Source organism: Streptomyces sp. NPDC056160 (assembly GCF_042268205.1).
In the GTDB taxonomy this organism is placed as follows: domain Bacteria; phylum Actinomycetota; class Actinomycetes; order Streptomycetales; family Streptomycetaceae; genus Streptomyces.
In genome coordinates, this window is the sequence record NZ_JBHJUW010000013.1 from 49,537 (window position 1) to 68,282 (window position 18,746).

The 18,746-nt window shown below is 71.4% G+C and carries 16 protein-coding genes; 4 read left to right on the plus strand and 12 right to left on the minus strand.

Features of this window, described 5'->3' with window-relative positions:
- Positions 1-45: 45 nt before the first annotated feature.
- The 3 genes from ACFC02_RS07235 to ACFC02_RS07245 form a co-directional block, all read right to left on the minus strand.
- Positions 46-384 carry a P-II family nitrogen regulator gene (locus tag ACFC02_RS07235; protein WP_360975007.1) on the minus strand — a complete coding sequence of 113 codons (339 nt, stop codon included), beginning with the start codon at positions 382-384 and terminating at the stop codon, positions 46-48.
- Positions 381-1,739 (minus strand): ammonium transporter, encoded by a 1,359-nt coding sequence (locus ACFC02_RS07240; protein WP_376353420.1) that lies wholly within the window; start codon positions 1,737-1,739, stop codon positions 381-383. Before ACFC02_RS07240 ends, ACFC02_RS07235 begins: the two co-directional genes overlap by 4 nt.
- Positions 1,740-2,070: 331 nt before the next feature.
- On the minus strand, positions 2,071-3,555 hold the full coding sequence (locus tag ACFC02_RS07245) for a hypothetical protein (RefSeq protein WP_376353423.1): 1,485 nt from the start codon (positions 3,553-3,555) through the stop codon (positions 2,071-2,073).
- A 449-nt stretch (positions 3,556-4,004) separates the two neighbouring features.
- Here ACFC02_RS07245 and ACFC02_RS07250 point away from each other — a divergent pair, with 449 nt between their 5' ends.
- Together ACFC02_RS07250 and ACFC02_RS07255 are read left to right on the plus strand one after the other, a co-directional pair.
- Positions 4,005-4,667, plus strand: a complete 663-nt coding sequence (locus ACFC02_RS07250) for a bifunctional DNA primase/polymerase (protein WP_376353426.1) — start codon at positions 4,005-4,007, stop codon at positions 4,665-4,667.
- A gap of 213 nt (positions 4,668-4,880) precedes the next feature.
- Positions 4,881-5,276 (plus strand): GNAT family N-acetyltransferase, encoded by a 396-nt coding sequence (locus tag ACFC02_RS07255; RefSeq protein ID WP_376353429.1) that lies wholly within the window; start codon positions 4,881-4,883, stop codon positions 5,274-5,276.
- Between the two features lie 118 nt (positions 5,277-5,394).
- Here the strand turns inward: ACFC02_RS07255 and ftsY are convergent, their stop codons facing one another.
- Positions 5,395-6,606, minus strand: coding sequence for a signal recognition particle-docking protein FtsY (ftsY, locus tag ACFC02_RS07260; protein ID WP_376353432.1), 1,212 nt, complete (start codon positions 6,604-6,606; stop codon positions 5,395-5,397).
- 216 nt (positions 6,607-6,822) lie between these two features.
- Between ftsY and ACFC02_RS07265 the strand changes: the two genes are divergently transcribed.
- Entirely contained in the window at positions 6,823-8,277 is a 1,455-nt protein-coding gene (locus tag ACFC02_RS07265; RefSeq protein ID WP_360975025.1) for a cytosine permease, read from the plus strand.
- A 425-nt stretch (positions 8,278-8,702) separates the two neighbouring features.
- Here the strand turns inward: ACFC02_RS07265 and ACFC02_RS07270 are convergent, their stop codons facing one another.
- The 4 genes from ACFC02_RS07270 to ACFC02_RS07285 all read right to left on the minus strand — a co-directional run bounded on the left by ACFC02_RS07270 (position 8,703) and on the right by ACFC02_RS07285 (position 15,269).
- Positions 8,703-10,121: a sugar porter family MFS transporter gene (locus tag ACFC02_RS07270; RefSeq protein WP_376353436.1), complete on the minus strand. Its 1,419-nt coding sequence runs from the start codon at positions 10,119-10,121 to the stop codon at positions 8,703-8,705.
- Positions 10,122-10,376: 255 nt separating this feature from the next.
- Entirely contained in the window at positions 10,377-14,114 is a 3,738-nt protein-coding gene (locus tag ACFC02_RS07275; RefSeq protein ID WP_376353439.1) for an AAA family ATPase, read from the minus strand.
- Positions 14,115-14,404: 290 nt separating this feature from the next.
- Positions 14,405-14,608: a hypothetical protein gene (locus ACFC02_RS07280; RefSeq protein WP_018567931.1), complete on the minus strand. Its 204-nt coding sequence runs from the start codon at positions 14,606-14,608 to the stop codon at positions 14,405-14,407.
- A 379-nt stretch (positions 14,609-14,987) separates the two neighbouring features.
- Positions 14,988-15,269, minus strand: a complete 282-nt coding sequence (locus ACFC02_RS07285; RefSeq protein WP_376353443.1) for an acylphosphatase — start codon at positions 15,267-15,269, stop codon at positions 14,988-14,990.
- A 390-nt stretch (positions 15,270-15,659) separates the two neighbouring features.
- Between ACFC02_RS07285 and ACFC02_RS07290 the strand changes: the two genes are divergently transcribed.
- The gene (locus ACFC02_RS07290; protein WP_376353445.1) at positions 15,660-16,055 is read left to right on the plus strand and encodes a winged helix-turn-helix transcriptional regulator; all 396 of its coding nucleotides are present in this window, start codon (positions 15,660-15,662) and stop codon (positions 16,053-16,055) included.
- Here ACFC02_RS07290 and mutM read toward each other — a convergent pair.
- The 4 genes from mutM to ACFC02_RS07310 all read right to left on the minus strand — a co-directional run bounded on the left by mutM (position 16,034) and on the right by ACFC02_RS07310 (position 18,736).
- The gene (gene mutM / locus ACFC02_RS07295) at positions 16,034-16,939 is read right to left on the minus strand and encodes a bifunctional DNA-formamidopyrimidine glycosylase/DNA-(apurinic or apyrimidinic site) lyase (protein WP_376353448.1); all 906 of its coding nucleotides are present in this window, start codon (positions 16,937-16,939) and stop codon (positions 16,034-16,036) included. The genes ACFC02_RS07290 and mutM overlap by 22 nt on opposite strands.
- 123 nt (positions 16,940-17,062) lie before the next feature.
- Positions 17,063-17,902, minus strand: coding sequence for a ribonuclease III (gene rnc / locus ACFC02_RS07300; RefSeq protein WP_376353451.1), 840 nt, complete (start codon positions 17,900-17,902; stop codon positions 17,063-17,065).
- A 7-nt stretch (positions 17,903-17,909) separates the two neighbouring features.
- Entirely contained in the window at positions 17,910-18,083 is a 174-nt protein-coding gene (gene rpmF, locus ACFC02_RS07305) for a 50S ribosomal protein L32 (protein ID WP_007493396.1), read from the minus strand.
- A gap of 2 nt (positions 18,084-18,085) precedes the next feature.
- Entirely contained in the window at positions 18,086-18,736 is a 651-nt protein-coding gene (locus ACFC02_RS07310) for a DUF177 domain-containing protein (protein ID WP_360975046.1), read from the minus strand.
- Between the last annotated feature and the right edge of the window lie 10 nt (positions 18,737-18,746).

Consider the following 18,746-nt stretch of genomic DNA (forward strand, 5'->3'; position numbering starts at 1 on the left):
TCCTCGATCGCCCGCCTCGCCCGCTCCGCCTCGCTCGCCGGGCCGTCAGAGCGCGTCCGGGCCGCGCTCGCCGGTGCGGACCCGGACGGCCGTGTCGACCGGCAGGGACCAGACCTTTCCGTCACCGATCTTGCCCGTGCGGGCCGCCTTGACCACGATCTCGATGAGCTGTTCGGCGTCGTCGTCCTCGGCCAGCACCTCGATCCGGATCTTGGGCACCAGGTCGACGGTGTACTCGGCACCGCGGTAGACCTCGGTGTGTCCGCGCTGCCTGCCGTAGCCGCTGGCCTCGGTGACGGTGAGCCCGTGGACGCCGAAGGACTGGAGGGCTTCCTTGATCTCGTCGAGCCGGTGGGGCTTCACGACGGCGGTGATGAGCTTCATGCGTCCACTTTCCTGCTCGGCTTGGTCGGTGTGCCCGGGGCGGCGGCCGCGGCCAGGGCGGTGAGGGTGCCGGCGACGCCGCCGCCCGCGCCGCTGAAGTCGTAGGCGGTCTCCGCGTGCTCGGCCTGGTCGATGCCGGAGACCTCCTCGTCCTCGGTGACGCGCATCCCGATCGTCCTGTCGATGAGGAAGGCGAGGACCGCGGAGGCGAGGAGGGAGTAGGCGAGGACGGCGAACACACCGGCGCACTGCTTCCAGAACTGGTCCAGACCGCCGCCGTAGAAGAGGCCCTTGACGTCGGACTGTCCCGTACCGCTGGCGAAGAGGCCGACCAGGAGGGAGCCGATGACGCCGCCGACCATGTGGACGCCGACGACGTCGAGGGAGTCGTCGTAGCCGAACCGGTACTTCAGGCCGACCGCCATGGCGCACAGGACACCGGCGACGGCGCCGACCGCGATGGCGCCGAGCGGGGAGACCGCGCCGCCGGACGGGGTGATGGCGACCAGGCCCGCGACCGCGCCGGACGCGGCGCCCAGCGTGGTGCACGCGCCGTGGCGGATCTTCTCGTACGCGAGCCAGGCGAGCATGGCGGCGGCGGTGGCGATCTGGGTGTTGACGAACATCAGCGGGCCCACGCCGTCGTCGTTGCCGAGCCAGGAGCCCGCGTTGAAGCCGAACCAGCCGAACCACAGCAGCCCCGCGCCCAGCATGACCAGGGGGAGGCTGTGCGGGCGCATCGGGTCCTTCTTGAAGCCGGACCGCTTGCCGATGACGAGGATCACGCCGAGCGCGGCCGCGCCGGCGTTGATGTGGACCGCGGTGCCGCCGGCGAAGTCGATCACGCCGAGCTTGAAGGCCCAGCCGCCGCTGCCCCAGACCCAGTGGGCGACCGGGAAGTACACGATCGTGACCCACAGCACCACGAACAGCGACCAGGCGGTGAACTTCACCCGGTCCGCCAGGGCACCGCTGATCAGGGCCGGTGTGATGACCGCGAACATCAGCTGGAAGACGGCGAAGACGAAGACCGGGATGGTGTAGCCGGGCCACAGGTCGGTCTTGCCGATCCCGGAGAAGCCGGCGAAGTCGGACGTCCAGCCGATGAGCGAGCCCTTGTCGGTGCCGAAGGCGATCGAGAAGCCGTACAGCACCCACAGGATGGTGACGATCCCGAGACTGATGAAGCTCATCATCAGCATGTTCAGGGTGCTCTTGACGCGGACCATGCCTCCGTAGAAGAAGGCCAGGCCCGGGGTCATCAGCATCACCAGGGCGGAACAGATCAGCATGAAGCCTGTGTTGGCGGACGACAGTTTCGGTGCCTCCGCCGCGAGCATGACGGCTGGTGCCATCGGCGTCTCCTCGTCGTGTGGTACGGCCCCGTGCGGGCGAAGCCTGGCGGCCCCCGGCAGCGGTACCGGGGGATGAGGGGGTGGGCCGGTCCTGCGCCATGAGATTCGCGCAGCGCGGTTTCGGTGGACGCCCCTCGTTGTTTCGCCGGGGTGACGAAGACGCCTGGTGTGTTACGCGTCGGTGAAATGCGTGCGTCGGTGAAATGCGTGCGGACAGCGGACCGGCCGCGGCGGCCTTCCGATGACCTGGCATGGGGGGAGCCGAGTCGGGCGGTTCGGGAGGGCCGGCCGCGGCCGGGGTTCCTGGGGGTGCGGGCCCTGGGCCGGGGCCTCAGACCGCCTCGGCGGTCTCGGGGAGTTCGGCGGCGAGCTGCTCGGTCAGGTCGATGACCTCTCCGAGGTCGCCGTAGTCGCGTACGGCGTTGTCGACGGTCTTGCGGATACGGGTGTTCACACGCTCGGAACGGACCTTCTTGGCCACCTCCATCGCGTGGGCGGCATAGCGCGTGCTCTGCTCGGGCTCGCGCTGGAGGAGGTGGACGGTGGCCATGCCGATCAGGTTCAGCGCGTACGAGCGCTGGTGTTCCGCGTCCTCCGCGAAGAGCTGCACGGCCTTCTCCATCAGCGGCTCGGCCAGCGACGCGTAGGTGGGGCTGCGGCCCGCGACGTAGGCGAGGTCGCGGAAGGAGTGGGAGTTCTCGCCGTACAGCTCGGCCTCGGAGAAGAAGCGGATCCAGTCGGGGTCGGGCTCGTCCCGGTCGTCGACGTCGGTGAAGGCGTCCTCGGCCATCCGCACCGCCCGTTTGCACTTGCCGGGCTGACCCATGTTGGCGTACGCGCGGGCCTCCATCGCATAGAGCATGGACTGGGTGCGCGGACTCGCGCAGTCGCGGCTGCCGTACTGGGCGAGGTGGATCAGCTCCAGGGCGTCGTCGGGACGGCCGAGGTGGATCATCTGGCGGCTCATGCTGGACAGCACGTACGAGCCGAGCGGCTTGTCACCGGCCTCCTTCGCGGCGTGCAGGGCGAGCACGAAGTACTTCTGGGCGGTCGGCTGCAGCCCGACGTCGTAGCTCATCCAGCCGGCCAGCTCGGCCAGTTCCGCGGCGACCCTGAACAGGCGCCGGGTGGTGCCCTCGGACTGGGGCTCCTGGAGGAGGTCCGTCACCTCGTGCAGCTGGCCGACGACGGCCTTGCGGCGCAGGCCGCCGCCGCACTGGGCGTCCCACTTGCGGAACATCACGGTGGTGCTCTCCAGCAGCTCCAGCTCGGGGCGGGAGAGACGGCCGGGGCGGCGGGTCGCGGCGGCCGGCTCGGGGGGCGCGAGCGGGGCCGGGGGCGAGGGGACGAGCCAGCGCTGGAGCGGTTCGATGAGGGAGGGGCCGGCGGACAGCACCAGTGAGCTGCCGAGGAAGCCGCGCCGGGCCAGCATCAGGTCGCTGCGGGAGAACTCGCTGAGCAGGGCGACGGTCTGGGGGCCGGTCCAGGGCAGGTCCACGCCGGTGGCGGAAGGTGTCTGGCGGGCCGTGCGCAGGCCGAGGTCCTCCACGGAGACGACGCAGCCGAAGCGCTCGGAGAACAGCTCGGACAGGATCCTGGGGATCGGCTCGCGCGGGTTCTCCCCGTCCAGCCAGCGGCGCACGCGCGAGGTGTCGGTGGAGATGTGGTTCGCTCCGAGCTGGCGGGCCCGGCGGTTGACCTGGCGGGCCAGCTCGCCCTTGGACCAGCCGCTGCGCACGAACCACGAGGCGAGCAGCTCGTTCGGGCGCTTGTCCGCACTCGCCGCGTTCGTCCCGCCACCGCCGTTGCCGCTCACTGGAACGCCCCCATTCCTGAGACCACTTGTCACCGAGTGCGCCAAGCCCTATCAGAATGCCGGTCTACACCGCCCGCCGTCCGGCGGTTGCCACCCATCGAACGGACTGCCGACTTGCCTCCGGCATACCCACGAGCGCTTGTGCCCCCAGGACTCGCACACTCACAGTAATCCTACGATCACCGGTGCGGCCATGGGGAATTCGGAAACGCCACCATTCGCCACCCCTTCGAATGAACTCTCGGTGGCCTTGTCGCGATTCACTTGACACAGGACGACCGCGAGCGGGTGGAGCGGTGCACCAGGAGGCGCGTGTCGTCACGCACACCACCCGTGAACCTTCCGTGCGCCACCCGAACCGGGCGACGCCACCGGAGGCGACAAGAACAGAGCGTTACGTTCCGCATCCACCTCGTAACCATCGGGGGGACGGATCCGTTGGAGGGGGCATGGGGTTCACGATCGGCGGCATGCGCGAGATCCGCTCCGGCGCGCGACGGCGCGGCCGGTCGTACCGCTCGCCGGAATGCACCGTGGTGGCCGAGTACACGGGGCTGTGGGGCTGGGACGTGGTGCGGGGCGCGCGGGCCGTCGGCGGCGCGTGCTCCTGCGGGCGCGCCGACTGCCCGGCGCCGGGCGCCCACCCGCTCCCGTTCGCGCCGGGGATCCCGGCCGGGGCCACTTTGGACGAGGTGAGCCGGGCGTGGGCCGAGCTGCCGGGGGCCGCGGTGATGCTGGCCGTCGGGCGCGCGTTCGACGCGATCGAGGTCGCCGAGTCGGCGGGGCGCAGCGCGCTGGCCCGGATGGAGCGCATGGGGCTCCCCCTCGGGCCGGTGACCGCGACCCCGGACGGCCGCGTCCACTTCTTCGTCGCGCCCGGCGCCGCCGCCGAACTGCCCGGTCTGCTCTACCGCATGGGCTGGGACGACCCGGCCTCCCTCGACCTGCGCGGCCTCGGCCCGGGTACGTACCTCACGGCCCCGCCCTCCGATCGCGGCGGCCGGGGCCCCGCCCGCTGGCTCCGCTCCCCCGCTCTCGACACGGCCGACCCCCCGGAGGCCCGCCTGCTGCTGGGCACGCTGGCGTACGTGGCGCACCGGTCCCGGGGTTAGGGGCGACGGGGCCGCGGGACGTCGGGGCGGATCGCGCACGTCCCGACCGGCGCAGGTCGGCCCTCGTCGGTCCGGCCGTTCAGGACACGTCGGCGTGCTGGGCACGCCTCGGTCCGTTCAGCACGCGTCGGCCTGTTCGGCACCCCTGTGTGCAGTGCCCGCGCGGGCCGTAATGGCGGCCGGTGAGCGGAGCGGTCCCCTTACGCTCGCGGGATGACGATCACGTACGAGTGGCGGGGCGAGGTCGAGGATGCCGCGCTCGACGCGCTGCACGCCGAGGGTTTCGGGTATCCGGCCGGGCACGGCGAGTGGCGGGCGCGGTTGCTGCGGCACAGCCTCGGCTGGGTCTGCGCCCGGCGGGAGGGCCGTCTGATCGGGTTCGTCAACGTGGCCTGGGACGGGGGCGACCACGCGTTCGTACTGGACACGGTGGTGGCCCGGGAGCACCGGTCGCACGGGGTCGGGGCCGAGCTGGTCGCGACCGCCGCCCGGCAGGCGCGCGCCGCCGGGTGCGCGTGGCTGCACGTCGACTACGAGCCGGACCTGCGCCGCTTCTACCTCGACAGCTGCGGTTTCCGGGAGACGGCGGCCGGCCTCCTCGCGCTGTGAGGGGGACGCGGCGCCGTCCTGCGTGTACGGCAGCGGCGCCCGTTCCCACCGGGATCCGGGGGTCGGGCGCCGCTGTCGGGTGCGGGCGCGGGAGGGCGGCCTGCGGTCGCGCCGGCCGTCAGTCGCCGATCAGGGCGTCGACGAACGCCTCCGGCTCGAACGGCGCCAGGTCGTCCGCTCCCTCGCCGAGGCCGATCAGCTTGACCGGGACGCCCAGCTCGCGCTGGACCGCGACGACGATGCCGCCCTTGGCGGTGCCGTCCAGCTTGGTCAGCACGATGCCGCTGATGTCGACGACCTCGGCGAAGACCCGGGCCTGGACCAGCCCGTTCTGTCCGGTGGTGGCGTCGAGCACGAGCAGGATCTCGTCCAGCGGGGCGTGCTTCTCGACGACGCGCTTGACCTTGCCCAGCTCGTCCATGAGACCGGTCTTGGTGTGCAGCCGGCCCGCGGTGTCGATGAGCACCACGTCGGAGCCCATCTCCTTGCCCTCCTTCACCGCGTCGAAGGCCACGGAGGCGGGGTCGCCGCCCTCCGGCCCGCGCACGGTGTAGGCGCCGACCCGCTCGCCCCAGGTCTGGAGCTGGTCGGCGGCGGCGGCGCGGAAGGTGTCGGCGGCGCCGAGCACGACGCTGCGGCCGTCGGCGACCAGGAAGCGGGCGAGCTTGCCGGTGGTGGTGGTCTTGCCGGTGCCGTTGACGCCGACGACCATCACGATGCCGGGCTTGCTGGTGGCCGGCTCGGTCTTCACGGTGCGGTCCAGGTCGGGGCCGACCAGGGTGAGCAGCTCCTCGCGCAGCAGGGCGCGCAGCTCCTCGGGGGTGCGGGTGCCGAGCACGCGGACGCGTTCGCGCAGCCGGTCGACCAGTTCCTGGGTGGGCTGCACGCCGACGTCGGCGGTCAGCAGGGTGTCCTCGATCTCCTCCCAGGTGTCCTCGTCGAGGTGCTCGCGGGACAGCAGCGTGAGCAGGCCCTTGCCCAGGGCGTTCTGCGACCGGGAGAGGCGGGCGCGCAGCCGGATCAGGCGGCCGGCGGTGGGCTCCGGGACCTCGATCTCGGGGGCCGGGAGTTCCTCGACGACGGGCGGCTCCTCCACGGCGGTGGGGGCCGAGCCGCCCGGAAGGTCCACCTCCTCGATCGTCCGCCGCGGCTCCTCGCGCGGTGTCTCGGCCTCGTCGCCGACGTGCGGTTCGGTCGGAGGGGCGGTGATGTCGGGCGGGCTGGGCGGTGGCGGGGGCAGCGGCTTCCTCCGCCGGCTGCCGACGACGAGCCCGCCGAGCGCACCGAGCACCACCACGGCGATGACTACAGCAAGGATGATGGTTTCCATAACGCGTCCAGTATCGGCCATGGGCCCCGGCTGGAGGTGGCTTGTGGCTTCGCCCAAGAGACAAACGCCACCTAAAGACATGAGTAGTATCAAAGTACGATGGTGGCGGGCGGGTCAACACGCGTAGAGTCCCGACATCGCCGCCCCCCGACGGCGTCCGCCGCTCCCCCCGCGAGCCGCACCCCACCCCCACGAACGAGGCACGGACCCTTCTTCATGAGCAAGACCGCCGAGGGCGAAGGCGCCCTGGAGACCCGCGGCATCGAACAGGTGCCCGACCATGAGCGCACCGCGCGGACCCGCGAGCTGTTCCCCACCTGGGTCGGCGCCAACATCAGCGTGCTGCTGCTCACCATGGGCGCGAGTCTCGTGGTGGCGTACCACCTCAACTTCTGGCAGGCGCTCGTCTGCGCCGCCGCCGCGCCCGTCGTGTCGTACGGCCTGGTCGGCCTCATCGGCATCGCGGGCAAGCGCGGCGGCGCGCCCGGCATGGCGCTGTCCCGCGCGGTCTTCGGTCAGCGCGGCAACCTGCTGCCCGGTTCGCTGATCTGGGTCGCCCGCTGGGGCTGGGAGACGATCAACGCGGTGACCGGCGCCTACGCGATGCTCAGCGTGCTGGACATCGTGTTCGGCCTGAAGGCCAACAGCGTGCTGGACATGGTGGCGCTGCTGATCTTCGTCGTCGCCACCTTCGCGATCTCCGGTCTCGGCATCAACGCCGTCCAGAAGTGCAACAAGTATGCGACCTACCTGTTCGGTCTCTTCTCCGTACTGGTGCTGGTCTATCTGATCGTCGACACCGACTGGTCGAAGGTGTTCGCGCACTCCGCGGGCTCCACGGCCGCGGTGATCACCGGGATCGGCATGATCGCGGCGGGCGGTGTCAGCTGGATCCCGACCGCGCCGGACTTCACCCGCTACCTGCCGCGCACCGCCTCCTCCAAGGCGATCGTGGGCACGTCGGTGGGCGGGGCCGGCATCGTCGTGCTGCCGATGGTGCTGATGGGCGCGGTGATGGCGGTCTCCACGCCCGACCTGGCCTCGGCCTCCGACCCCGTCTCCTTCCTCGGCGAGATCCTGCCGACCTGGATCGCGGTGCCGTACCTGCTGATCGCGCTGATCGGCATGCTGCTGATCAACTCGATGTCGATGTACTCGGCCGGCTTCACCGCGCAGACCCTCGGCTTCAAGGTGCCGCGCCACTGGGCGGTCTCGGTCAACGCCGTGATCTCGCTGGCCTTCGGCGGTGTGCTGATGCTGGTGGCGACGAGCTTCATGGGCTCCTTCATCGCCTTCCTGTCGCTGCTCGCGGTGGCCTTCTCCGCCTGGGTCGGCGTCTTCGGCGCGGACATGCTGCGGCGCACGGAGTACGACGGCGCGGCCATGGCCGACACCACCCGCACGAGCGCCTACTGGTACAAGGGCGGCTTCTCCCCCGCCGCGGTCGCCGCCTGGGCGATCGGCCTGGTCGGCGGTCTGCTGTTCACCACGTCCGACTGGTTCACCGGCCCGCTCGCCCACAACAACGTGATCGGCGAGTACGGCCTCGGCTGGGTCGCCACCATCGTGATCTCCGGCCTGCTGTACCTGGTCCTGCCCAAGCCGGCGGTCACCCCTGCGGCCCCGTCCACCACGGCCTCCGCCGAGCGGGCCGAGACCGTGAGCGCCTGACAGAGCGCGCCGGTCCCCCGGCCCCGGCCTCCCGTCGCGTCCCGGCCCGGCCTGGCCTGGCCTGGCCTGGCAGGAGCGAACGGCCGCCGTCCCCCTCACCGCCTTGTGCGGGAGGGGGACTTCTCGTACCCCCTCGCATCCCGCATGCCGGGGGAGGTCGGGTCCGCCCCCTTCCGGCACCGGGACAGAACCGTCCCCCACTTCCGACCGCCGACCGCCGACGCCACCGTTCACACCGCCGGCCACGGGAGCGGCCACCGGTGCGGCAAAGGTGGCGCGGCCAGGAAATCGGCCGGGGAATCGGTGACGTACGAGAAACCGCCGCCCCCACTCGGTGGTGACCGAGTGGGGGCGGCGGACGGTACGAGGAGAAGGGCAGCGGGGACTTGGCCCGTCTCCTCGGGATCGGGGGCCTTGGGGCAGGCTCAGCCCATCTCCTCCAGCGCCTTGCCCTTCGTCTCCTTGACGAACTTCAGGACGAACGGGATGGAGAGCGCGGCGAAGACGGTGTAGATCACGTACGTACCGGAGAGGTTCCAGTCGGCCAGCGACGGGAAGCTCGCGGTGATGGCCCAGTTGGCGATCCACTGGGCGGAGGCGGCCACGCCGAGGGCGGCGGCGCGGATCCGGTTCGGGAACATCTCGCCGAGGAAGACCCACACGACCACGCCCCAGGACAGGGCGAAGAAGAGCACGAACACGTGGGCGGCGACGAGGGCGACCCAGCCCTGGGTGGCGGGCAGCTTGCCGTCGACCAGGTGGTGCGAGAACGCCCAGGCCTCCAGGGCGAGACCGACGACCATGCCCACCGAGCCGATGAGGGCGAGCGGCTTGCGGCCGATGCGGTCGACGAAGATCATCGCGATCACGGTGCCGATGATGTTGATGATCGACGTCGTGAAGGAGTAGAAGAACGACTGCGTCGGGTCGACACCGACCGACTGCCACAGCGTCGAGGAGTAGTAGAAGGCGACGTTGATGCCGACGAACTGCTGGAAGACCGACAGGCCGATGCCGATCCAGACGATCGGCTTGAAGAAGAAGCCGCCGCCGAGCAGGTCCTTGAAGGTGGACTTGTGCTCGCGCCGCATGGCGTTCTCGATCTCAAAGACGCGGGCGTCGAGGTCCGTGTTCTCGCCCTCGACCTCCGCGAGGATCTGGCGGGCCTTGTCGCGGCGGCCGACGGAGAGCAGGAAGCGCGGGGACTCGGGGATGGCGAAGGAGAGCAGTCCGTACAGGACGGCCGGGACGACCATCACGCCGAGCATGACCTGCCAGGCCTCCAGGCCCATCAGCTTGCCGCGCTGGTTGCCGCCGGCGGCGTTCAGCAGGCCCCAGTTGACCAGCTGCGAGATGGCGATGCCGACGACGATCGCGGCCTGCTGGAAGGAGCCGAGGCGGCCGCGGTACGCGGGCGGGGCGACCTCGGCGATGTAGGCGGGGCCGATGACGGAGGCCATGCCGATGGCGAAGCCGCCGATGATGCGCCAGAGCGCGAGGTCCCACAGCGCGAACGGCAGGGCCGAACCGATGGCGCTGATGGTGAAGAGGACGGCGGCGATCTGCATGCAGCGGATGCGGCCGATGCGGTCGGCGATGCGGCCCGCCGTGGCGGCGCCGACGGCGCAGCCGATCAGCGCGATGGCGATGACCTGGGCCAGCGCGGCGGGGCCGATGTCGTAGCGGTCCCGGATGGCCTCGACGGCGCCGTTGATCACGGAGCTGTCGTAGCCGAAGAGGAATCCGCCCATCGCGGCGGCCGCCGCGATGAAGATGACGTGCCCGAGATGATCGGGATGAGCCGTACCGGCTCCTGGCTTCGGCGCCTGCGCTGTGCTGGTCACGTGTACTCCTCGGGCACTCCGGCAGCGCTGCCGGGGTGGGGTCAGCCCTCCCGGGCCTTGAGACCCTGAAGGTAAAAGCAACGTTGCAGAGACTATGCCTTCATGTTTCGAAGTCAATACTTCTTCTGCTGTGAGTTTGACCCACCCGCGTGGCGAGCTTGAGTTCAAGTGTTGTAATCAAGTATTGGGACACGCTTCGACTACCCCGAAGTCGCGAGGACACGCGACGGGCGGCGGCGGGAACGCGGCGCGGGTCTAGCGGAGCCGCTGGCTGATGACCTTCGACACACCGTCGCCCTGCATGGAGACGCCGTACAGGGCGTCGGCCACCTCCATGGTGCGCTTCTGGTGCGTGATCACGATCAGCTGCGAGGCCTCCTGCAACTCCTGCATGATGCGGATGAGCCGCTGGAGGTTGGTGTCGTCGAGGGCCGCCTCGACCTCGTCCATGACGTAGAACGGGCTCGGGCGGGCCTTGAAGATCGACACCAGCAGCGCCACGGCCGTCAGCGACCGCTCACCGCCGGAGAGCAGCGACAGCCGCTTCACCTTCTTGCCGGGCGGGCGTGCCTCGACGTCCACACCCGTGGTGAGCATGTTCTCGGGGTCGGTGAGCACGAGGCGGCCCTCACCGCCCGGGAAGAGCCGCCCGAAGACGCCTTCGAACTCGCGTGCGGTGTCGCGGTAGGCCTCGGTGAAGACCTGCTCCACGCGCTCGTCGACCTCCTTGACCACCTGGAGCAGGTCGGCGCGGGTCTTCTTCAGGTCCTCCAGCTGCTCGCTGAGGAACTTGTGGCGCTCCTCCAGCGCGGCGAACTCCTCGAGGGCCAGCGGGTTGACCTTGCCGAGCTGCTGGTAGGCGCGCTCGGCGGCCTTGAGCCGCTTCTCCTGCTCCGCGCGCACGAAGGGACGGGGCCTGTTGCGGGGGTGGGCGGGGTCCTCGGGCAGCTGCTCGCCCTCGGCGGGCAGCGAGGGCGGCACCGGCTGGTGCGGCCCGTACTCCGTCACCAGCCCCGCCGGTTCGACACCCAGTTCCTCCAGCGCCCTCGCCTCCAGCTGCTCGATGCGCAGCCGCTTCTCGGCGCCGAGCACCTCGCCCCGGTGGACGGAGTCGGTCAGCTTGTCGAGTTCGGCCTTGAGGTCGCGCCCCTCGGCACGGGCCGCGGTCAGCTCCTGCTCCCGGTGCGCCTTGGCGGTCTCGGCGGCGGCCCGCTCCTGGTCCGCGCGGATCAGGGAGACCTCTACGTGCGCCAGCAACTGCCGCGCGCCGGCGGCGACGGCCGCCGCCACGGCGGCCTCGTGGCGCAGTCGTGCCTGCCGCTGTTCGGCCCGCGCGCGTGCCTCGCGTTCGGCGCGGGCGGCCCGGTCCAGCGAGTCGGCCCGGCCGGCCAGTCCCCTGACCCGTTCCTCGTGGGTACGGACCTGGAGGCGGGCTTCCATCTCGGTCTGCCGGGCGTTGGCGCCGTCGGCGGCGAGCCGGTCCCGTACGTGGGTGTCGGGCTCCTCCTCGACCGGGGCCTCCTCGGCGACGGCGAGCCGTTCGGCGAGTTCCTCCACCTCCTGGCGGGCCTGGTCCAGGGCCTCCTGGGCGCGGGCCGCGGCGGCCGTGGACCGCTCGGCCTCCCCCGCGGCACCACGCGCCTGGCCGGCGAGCCGCCCGAGCCGCTGCGCCACCGCCGACTTCTCCCGGTCGGCCGCCCGGCGCCGCTCGCCCAGTTCCTCGACGAGCGCGGCACACTCCTGGCGCCGTTCACCGGCGCGCTGCTGGGCGTCGGCCGACTCGGCGCAGCGCCCGGCGAGCTCCGCCAGCTCGGCGGCGGCCTCGTCCACGGAGGCCTGCACTTCGAGCAGGCTGGGCGCCCCTGCCGAGCCGCCCTGCGCGTAGTGCGCCCCGAGCAGGTCGCCCTCTGCGGTGACGGCTGTGAGAGCGGGGTGCGTGTAGACCAGGTCCTCGGCGTCCTCCAGCGTGCCGACCACGACGATGCCGCGCAGCAGCCGGCGAACGGCGGGCATGAGGTCGGCGGGTCCGCGGACGAGGTCGGCGGCGAAAGGGTGCCCGCCGGGCCCTCTGTGTCCGCCGGGCCGGCTGTTTCCGCCGTGCCCGCTCCTTACGCCGGGCCCACCGGTCGGTCCGTCCGCGTCGGGGTCGGGTCCGGCGGAAGTGCCGGTGGAGCCGGTGGAGCCGGTAGCGACGGCGGAGGGAACAGCCGTGCCGCTCTCGGCGGCGGCGGTGGTGGTGCCACGCCCCTCCATACGCCCGGCGGGGTCCTCCGGTGCGCCGGCGAGCAGCAGTGCCGCCCGGCCCGCGTCCTGCTTGCGCAGCAGGCGGAGGGCGTCGGCCGCCGCCGCGGGGGTGGCGACGGCCAGGGCGTCGGCGGCTGCTCCGAGGGCCGCGGCCAGGGGTGTTTCGTAGCCCGGAGTGATCGTCAGGACCTCCGCCGCCGGGCCCAGCAGGCCGGTGAGCCGGTCCGTGGCGTCGAGCAGGGCGCCCGTGCCGTCCTTGCGCCGCAGCCCGAGGGCCAGGGCGTCGTGGCGGGCCTGGGTCGCCGCCCGTCGGCGTTCGGTGGCGGTGGCGGCCTCGCGGGCGGCGGTGAGCGCGGCGTCCGCCTCGGCCAGGGCGGCCTTGGCCGAGGCGTGTCGTTCGCCGAGTTCGTGGTCCTCGGCGTCCAGGCCGTCGACCTCCGCCTTGAGGGCCTCGTACTCCTCCTGGGCGTGGACGGCCCGTTCCTGGGCCTCGTCCCGGGCGGTGGCCAGGCGGTCGATCTCGGCCTGGGCGGAGGTGGCACGGGAACGGGCCGCGTTCACCTGGCCGCTGAGCCGGGCCAGGCCCTCGCGGCGGTCGGCGATGGCGCGGGCGGCGTCCTTCAGGCGGCGTTCCTCCGCGGCGAGTTCGCGTTCCAGTTCGGCGCGGTGGGCGACGGTGTCGTCGAGTGCCCGCTCCGCCGCCTCCAGGGCCGCTTCCAGCTCGGCCTCCTGTTCGCGGACTCGGGCGGCTTCGCGCTCCAGGTCCTCGGGGTCGCGTCCGCGCCGCTCCTCGACGGGGGCGGAGGTCGCGCTCTTCACCCGGGCGTCGGCGAGCGAGACGGTGCCGCGGACGCGTTCGGCCAGCCGGGACAGCTCGTACCAGGTCTGCTGGGCGCGGGTCAGGCGCGGGGCGAGCCTGCGGACCTCGTCCTCCAGGAGCGCCTCCCGCTGGGCCGCCTTGCGCAGTTCACGCTCGGCACTCTCCTTGCGCTCCTTCAGCGCGGCCTCGTCGGCGACTTCGGCCTTCAGGGCCTCCTGGAGGCGTACGAGGTCGTCGGCGAGCAGGCGCAGGCGGGCGTCGCGCAGGTCGGCCTGGATGACGGCGGCGCGGCGGGCGACCGCCGCCTGGCGGCCCAGCGGCTTGAGCTGGCGGCGCAGTTCGTCGGTGAGGTCCTGGACGCGGGCGAGGTTCGCCTGCATCGCGTCCAGTTTCCTGAGGGCCTTCTCCTTGCGCTTGCGGTGTTTGAGGACGCCCGCGGCCTCCTCGATGAAGGCGCGGCGGCCCATGGGGTCGGCGTGCAGGACGGAGTCGAGCTGGCCCTGGCCGACGATGACGTGCATCTCGCGGCCGATGCCGGAGTCGGAGAGCAGTTCCTGGATGTCGAGGAGGCGGCAGGTGTCGCCGTTGATCTGGTACTCGCTGCCGCCGTTGCGGAACATGATCCGCGTGATGGTGACCTCGGCGTACTCGATGGGCAGGGCCCCGTCGGAGTTGTCGATGGTCAGGGACACCTCGGCGCGGCCGAGCGGCGGGCGGCCGGTGGTGCCGGCGAAGATGACGTCCTCCATCTTGCCGCCGCGCAGCGACTTGGCGCCCTGCTCGCCCATGACCCAGCTGAGCGCGTCCACCACGTTGGACTTGCCCGAGCCGTTCGGGCCGACGACGCACGTGATCCCCGGTTCGAACCGGAGCGTGGTGGCCGAGGCGAACGACTTGAACCCTCTCAGGGTCAGGGCTTTGAGGTGCACGCCGTCGGACTCTACCCGCCGCCGCTATCTCACTTCGTGAACCCTCGCAACCGCGCGGTTTCACCCATGTACACGCAGGGCACATCAGACGTTGAAGAGGCTGAAAGGATGCGCGGGGGCAAGGAAGGCCGAGCGCGGGCCGAGGACCGGGGCGCCGGGAGCCGGCGGGGCCGGGGGGAAGAGCGGGGGCAGGAAAGAAGGAAGGGACGCCGAAGCGTCCCTTGCAACTCTGACAACTGAGCGGTTGATACGGGCAGCCCAACCACTGTGTCGCTGTGCCGATGCAGTGATCAGGTGAGCGCAGGCTCCGCCTGGTGTGCGTCGACGCGCTCCATGATCCTGTCGTGAGAAGCGGCAGCCGCCAGCGCGTCGTTCTCCGCCTGGATTCGTACGAGCTCGGATTCCAGGTCCTGGACGCGCTGCTGGAGCCGTCGCATCTCGGCGAGGAGTCGAGGGTCGGAGCCGCCGACGTAACCGAGAAGCGCCTTTGCCATGATGGATGGTCCTCCACAATGAGTGACCGACCGAAGCGGTGTGGGTCGTGAGGGATTCGCACCCTTGGTGCTTGGCACTGTTCAGTTTTTCGTGCCGTTCTTCCATGCCAAACAGCTGAGGTGCGCGGGCTTTCAGCGTCTCACCAAAAAGTTTGACGGTCAACACGATCACGCCCCGTATCGACGGGTGTCCCGGGGGCGCGCGACCGGAAATCGGTGGCGCTGCGGCTCCTGCGGGCCCCGGGGGGCGTGTCGATCATCCTGCCGTGCGGAGCGTGCCGCGGCAAGTGCCTCTCCGCAATCACCTGCCGTTTTCCCTCCGGGCCGATGCCGGTGGCAGATTCCGCGTGCCGCTTGCCGAAGCGGCGGGCCGGTCGGATCAGCGGATCGCGAAGCCGTCGTAGCCGCCGCGCGGTGTGTCCCAGATCTCGGTGACGCCGTCGACGCGGCCGGGCGTGTCGCTGCCCTCCAGCCAGTCGAGAAGGTTCTGGCAGGCCGTACGGGGCCCTTCCGCGACCACCTGCACGCGCCCGTCGGCCAGGTTGAGAGCAAAGCCGCTCAGGTCGCCGATCTCCAGGGCCGTGGCCCGCGTGAACCAGCGGAAACCCACGCCCTGGACGTGTCCTCGCACCCAGGCGACCAGTCGGACATCCTCGCTCATGACTGCAACCTAACCGGGCGAGGTCGCACCGGGCACATCCGCCCCCGGGGTCGCGGAGTGCCGCCCCACCCCGATGCATCTCATATGAAACTCACTCGATCGAGTGACACGGAGTGAGCGTGACGGCGGAAGGGGCGCCGCGCGAGGTGCCCGCGGGCGGCCCGGTGCGCGTGCCGACCGCAGGGCCGGGGCCAGGGGACACGGGAGGCCGGCACCTGGGACGCCGCCGACGCTCGGACGCAGGCCGCGCCGCCACGGATCGCGCCGGCCCGGTGCACACCGGGCACTCGGGATCTTGGCGGCGGTCACCCTCGGCGTGATGGCGGACGAACACTTACTCCGGGTTAGCGCAACCTGCCGGCATGCGCTGTGCTCGCGTACGCTCGGGACATGACCGCCACACAGGAGCGCACCGAGGAGCAGGACCTCCCGTACAACGTGTTCGCCAGGCTGTGCCCGTCACGCGGCACGCTGGAGCACGTCACCGGACGCTGGGGAGCGCTCACCCTCGGCGCCCTTCACCAGGGTTCCCTCCGCTTCAACGAGCTGCGCCGCCGCGTCGACGGGGTGAGCGAGAAGATGCTGTCGCAGACCCTTCAGGCGCTGGAGCGCGACGGGCTGGTGCACCGCGAGGCCCAGCCGACGAACCCGCCGCGCGTGGACTACGAGCTGACCCCCCTCGGCCGCGAGGTGGCCGGGCGGTTGCTGGACCTCATCCACTGCGTGGAGGACCGGATGGACGAGGTGCTGGCGGCGCGCGAGGCCTACGACGCCCGCCGGGCCTGACGCGCGGCCCCGGACGGACCGGGCGCGGGGCGGTTGCGCGGGGCCGGCTGGCACGTGGGGCAGTAGTAGCTGGAGCGGTTCATCCAGGGGCGGCGGCGCATCGGGGTGCCGCAGCGGCGGCAGGGCAGGCCCTCACGGCCGTAGGCGTCCAGGGAGCGGTCGAAGTAGCCGGACTCGCCGTTGACGTTGACGTAGAGGCTGTCGAAGCTGGTGCCGCCGACGGCGAGGGCCGCGTTCATCACGTCCCTGATGTGGCCGAGGAGTTCGGCCGTGCGGGGACGGGTGAGACCGGCGGTGGGGCGTTCGTAGTGCAGGCGTGAGCGCCACAGGGCCTCGTCGGCGTAGATGTTGCCGACGCCGCTGATCAGCGACTGGTCGAGCAGGGCGCGCTTCACGGTCGTGCGCTTGCGGCGCAGGGCCTGGTGGAAGGCCTCGTCGTCGAACAGTGGATCGAGGGGGTCACGGGCGATGTGCGCGATGACGTCGGGCAGGCCGTCCGGGGTGTTGTCGTGCAACGAGAGACCGCCGAAGGTGCGCTGGTCCACGAAGCGCAGTTCGGTGCCGAGGGAGTCGGCGAACCGGACGCGGATGCGCAGGTGCTTCTCGTCGGGCGCCTCGTGCGGCTGCACCAGCAGCTGGCCGCTCATGCCGAGGTGGGCGAGGACGGACTGGTTGGTCTCCTCCAGCGGCAGCCACAGGTACTTGCCGCGCCGGCGCGGCGCGGCGATGTGGTGGCCCCTCAGGCGGTGCGCGAAGTCGTCGGCGCCCGCGAGGTGCCGGCGGACGGCGCGCGGGTGCAGCACCTCGACCTCGGCGACGGTGCGGTGGGCGACCCACCGCTCCAGTCCGCGGCGGACGACCTCGACCTCGGGCAACTCGGGCATCGGGACCCCCGTAAGGACCGTGACCGTACGGTCCGGTGGACGAATCCGAGCGCCCGTCCCGAGCCGGGGGCTCAGGGCGGGCGCTCGGTCACGCTGTGCGGCTTGTGCCGCTTGTTCTGACGGTCAGGCGGGGGCGGACGACGTGTTGCCGTCCTGGGCGGCGGTCTGTTCGGACGCCTTGGCGCGCTCGTCCGCGGCGGCCCGGATGGCCCGCCAGGCGGACTCGGCGGCCTGCTGTTCCGCCTCCTTCTTGCTGCGGCCGGTGCCGGTGCCGTACGAGACGCCTCCGACGCGGGCGGCAGCAGTGAAGGTCTTCTCGTGGTCGGGGCCGGTCTCCGTGACCAGGTACTCGGGGACGCCGAGTCCTTCGGTCGCGGTCAGCTCCTGGAGTGACGTCTTCCAGTCCAGGCCGGCTCCGAGGTTGGAGGACTTCTCGATCAGCGGGTCGAACAGGCGGTGCACCAGTTCGGAGGCCGCGTCGAGGCCCTGGTCGAGATAGACCGCACCGATCACCGCTTCGAGGGTGTCGGCGAGGATGGATGCCTTGTCCCGGCCGCCCGTGCCCTCTTCACCCCGGCCGAGCCGGATGAAGGAACCCAGGTCGAGTCCGCGGCCCACTTCCGCCAGCGCACGCGAGTTGACCACCGCGGCCCGCAACTTGGCCAGCTGGCCTTCGGGCAGGTCGGGGTGGGTGCGGTACAGCGTGTCCGTGACGACGAGACCGAGGACGGAGTCACCGAGGAACTCCAGCCGCTCGTTCGTCGGCAGGCCGCCGTTCTCGTACGCGTAGGAACGGTGGGTCAGCGCGCGCACCAGAAGGGCGGACTCGAGCTGGTAGCCGAGCCGCCCTTCCAGAAGCGTGTGGGACGAGGCCGTGTTGTCCGACGGAGCGCCCCCGCGTCGGCGGGGAGCGATGGCGTCGGCGTCAGCCGCCTTCTTGGCAGTGGACACGGTGCCTCTCACCAGCCGCTCAGACCTCGAGGACCTGGCGCTTGTTGTAGGTGCCGCAAGACGGGCACGCGATGTGCTGCAGCTTGGGCTCGTGGCAGCGCTCGCACGCAACCAGGGTGGGGACCGCAGCCTTCCACTGCGACCGGCGGTGGCGCGTGTTGCTGCGCGACATCTTCCGCTTCGGAACAGCCACGGCTACTTCTCCTGCTTCTCGTCGACGCCCGCTTCCGCGTCAGCGCCGCTCATCTCGTCCTTCTCGCCGTCCGACGTGGTGCCGGCGAGTCCCTGCAAAGCCGCCCAACGGATGTCGACGGCGTCGTGATGGTGGTCCGGGTCGTCCGCGAGCCGCGCTCCGCACTGGGAGCACAGGCCCGGACAGTCTTCCTGGCACACCGGCTGCATCGGCAGTGCGAGCACCACCGCATCGCGCAGCAGAGGTTCGAGGTCGAAGAGTCCGTCCTCGAGGAGGAGCCTGTCCTCGTCGTCCTCGGCGTCGTCGCCCGGTTCCGCGATCACGCGGCCCCGGTCGTCGGCGTCAGGGTACGAGAACATCTCCTGGAAGTCCGCTTCGAGCTCCAGCCCGACCGGCTCCAGACACCTTACGCACTCCCCCTCGGCCTGTGCACGGGCGGTGCCTGTGACGAGCACACCTTCCATGACCGACTCGAGTCGGAGTTCGAGTTCCATCGGGGCGCCTTCCGGCACTCCGATCACTCCGTGGATACCGAAGTCCCGGGGGGCCGGGACCTCACGGGTGAGGCGCTGCAGCGCGCCAGGCCGCCGCCCCAGCTCATGCGTGTCGAACACGAGAGGGTTGCGGTGGTCGAGGCGGGAGCTGTGAGCCATTCCTGCTTTC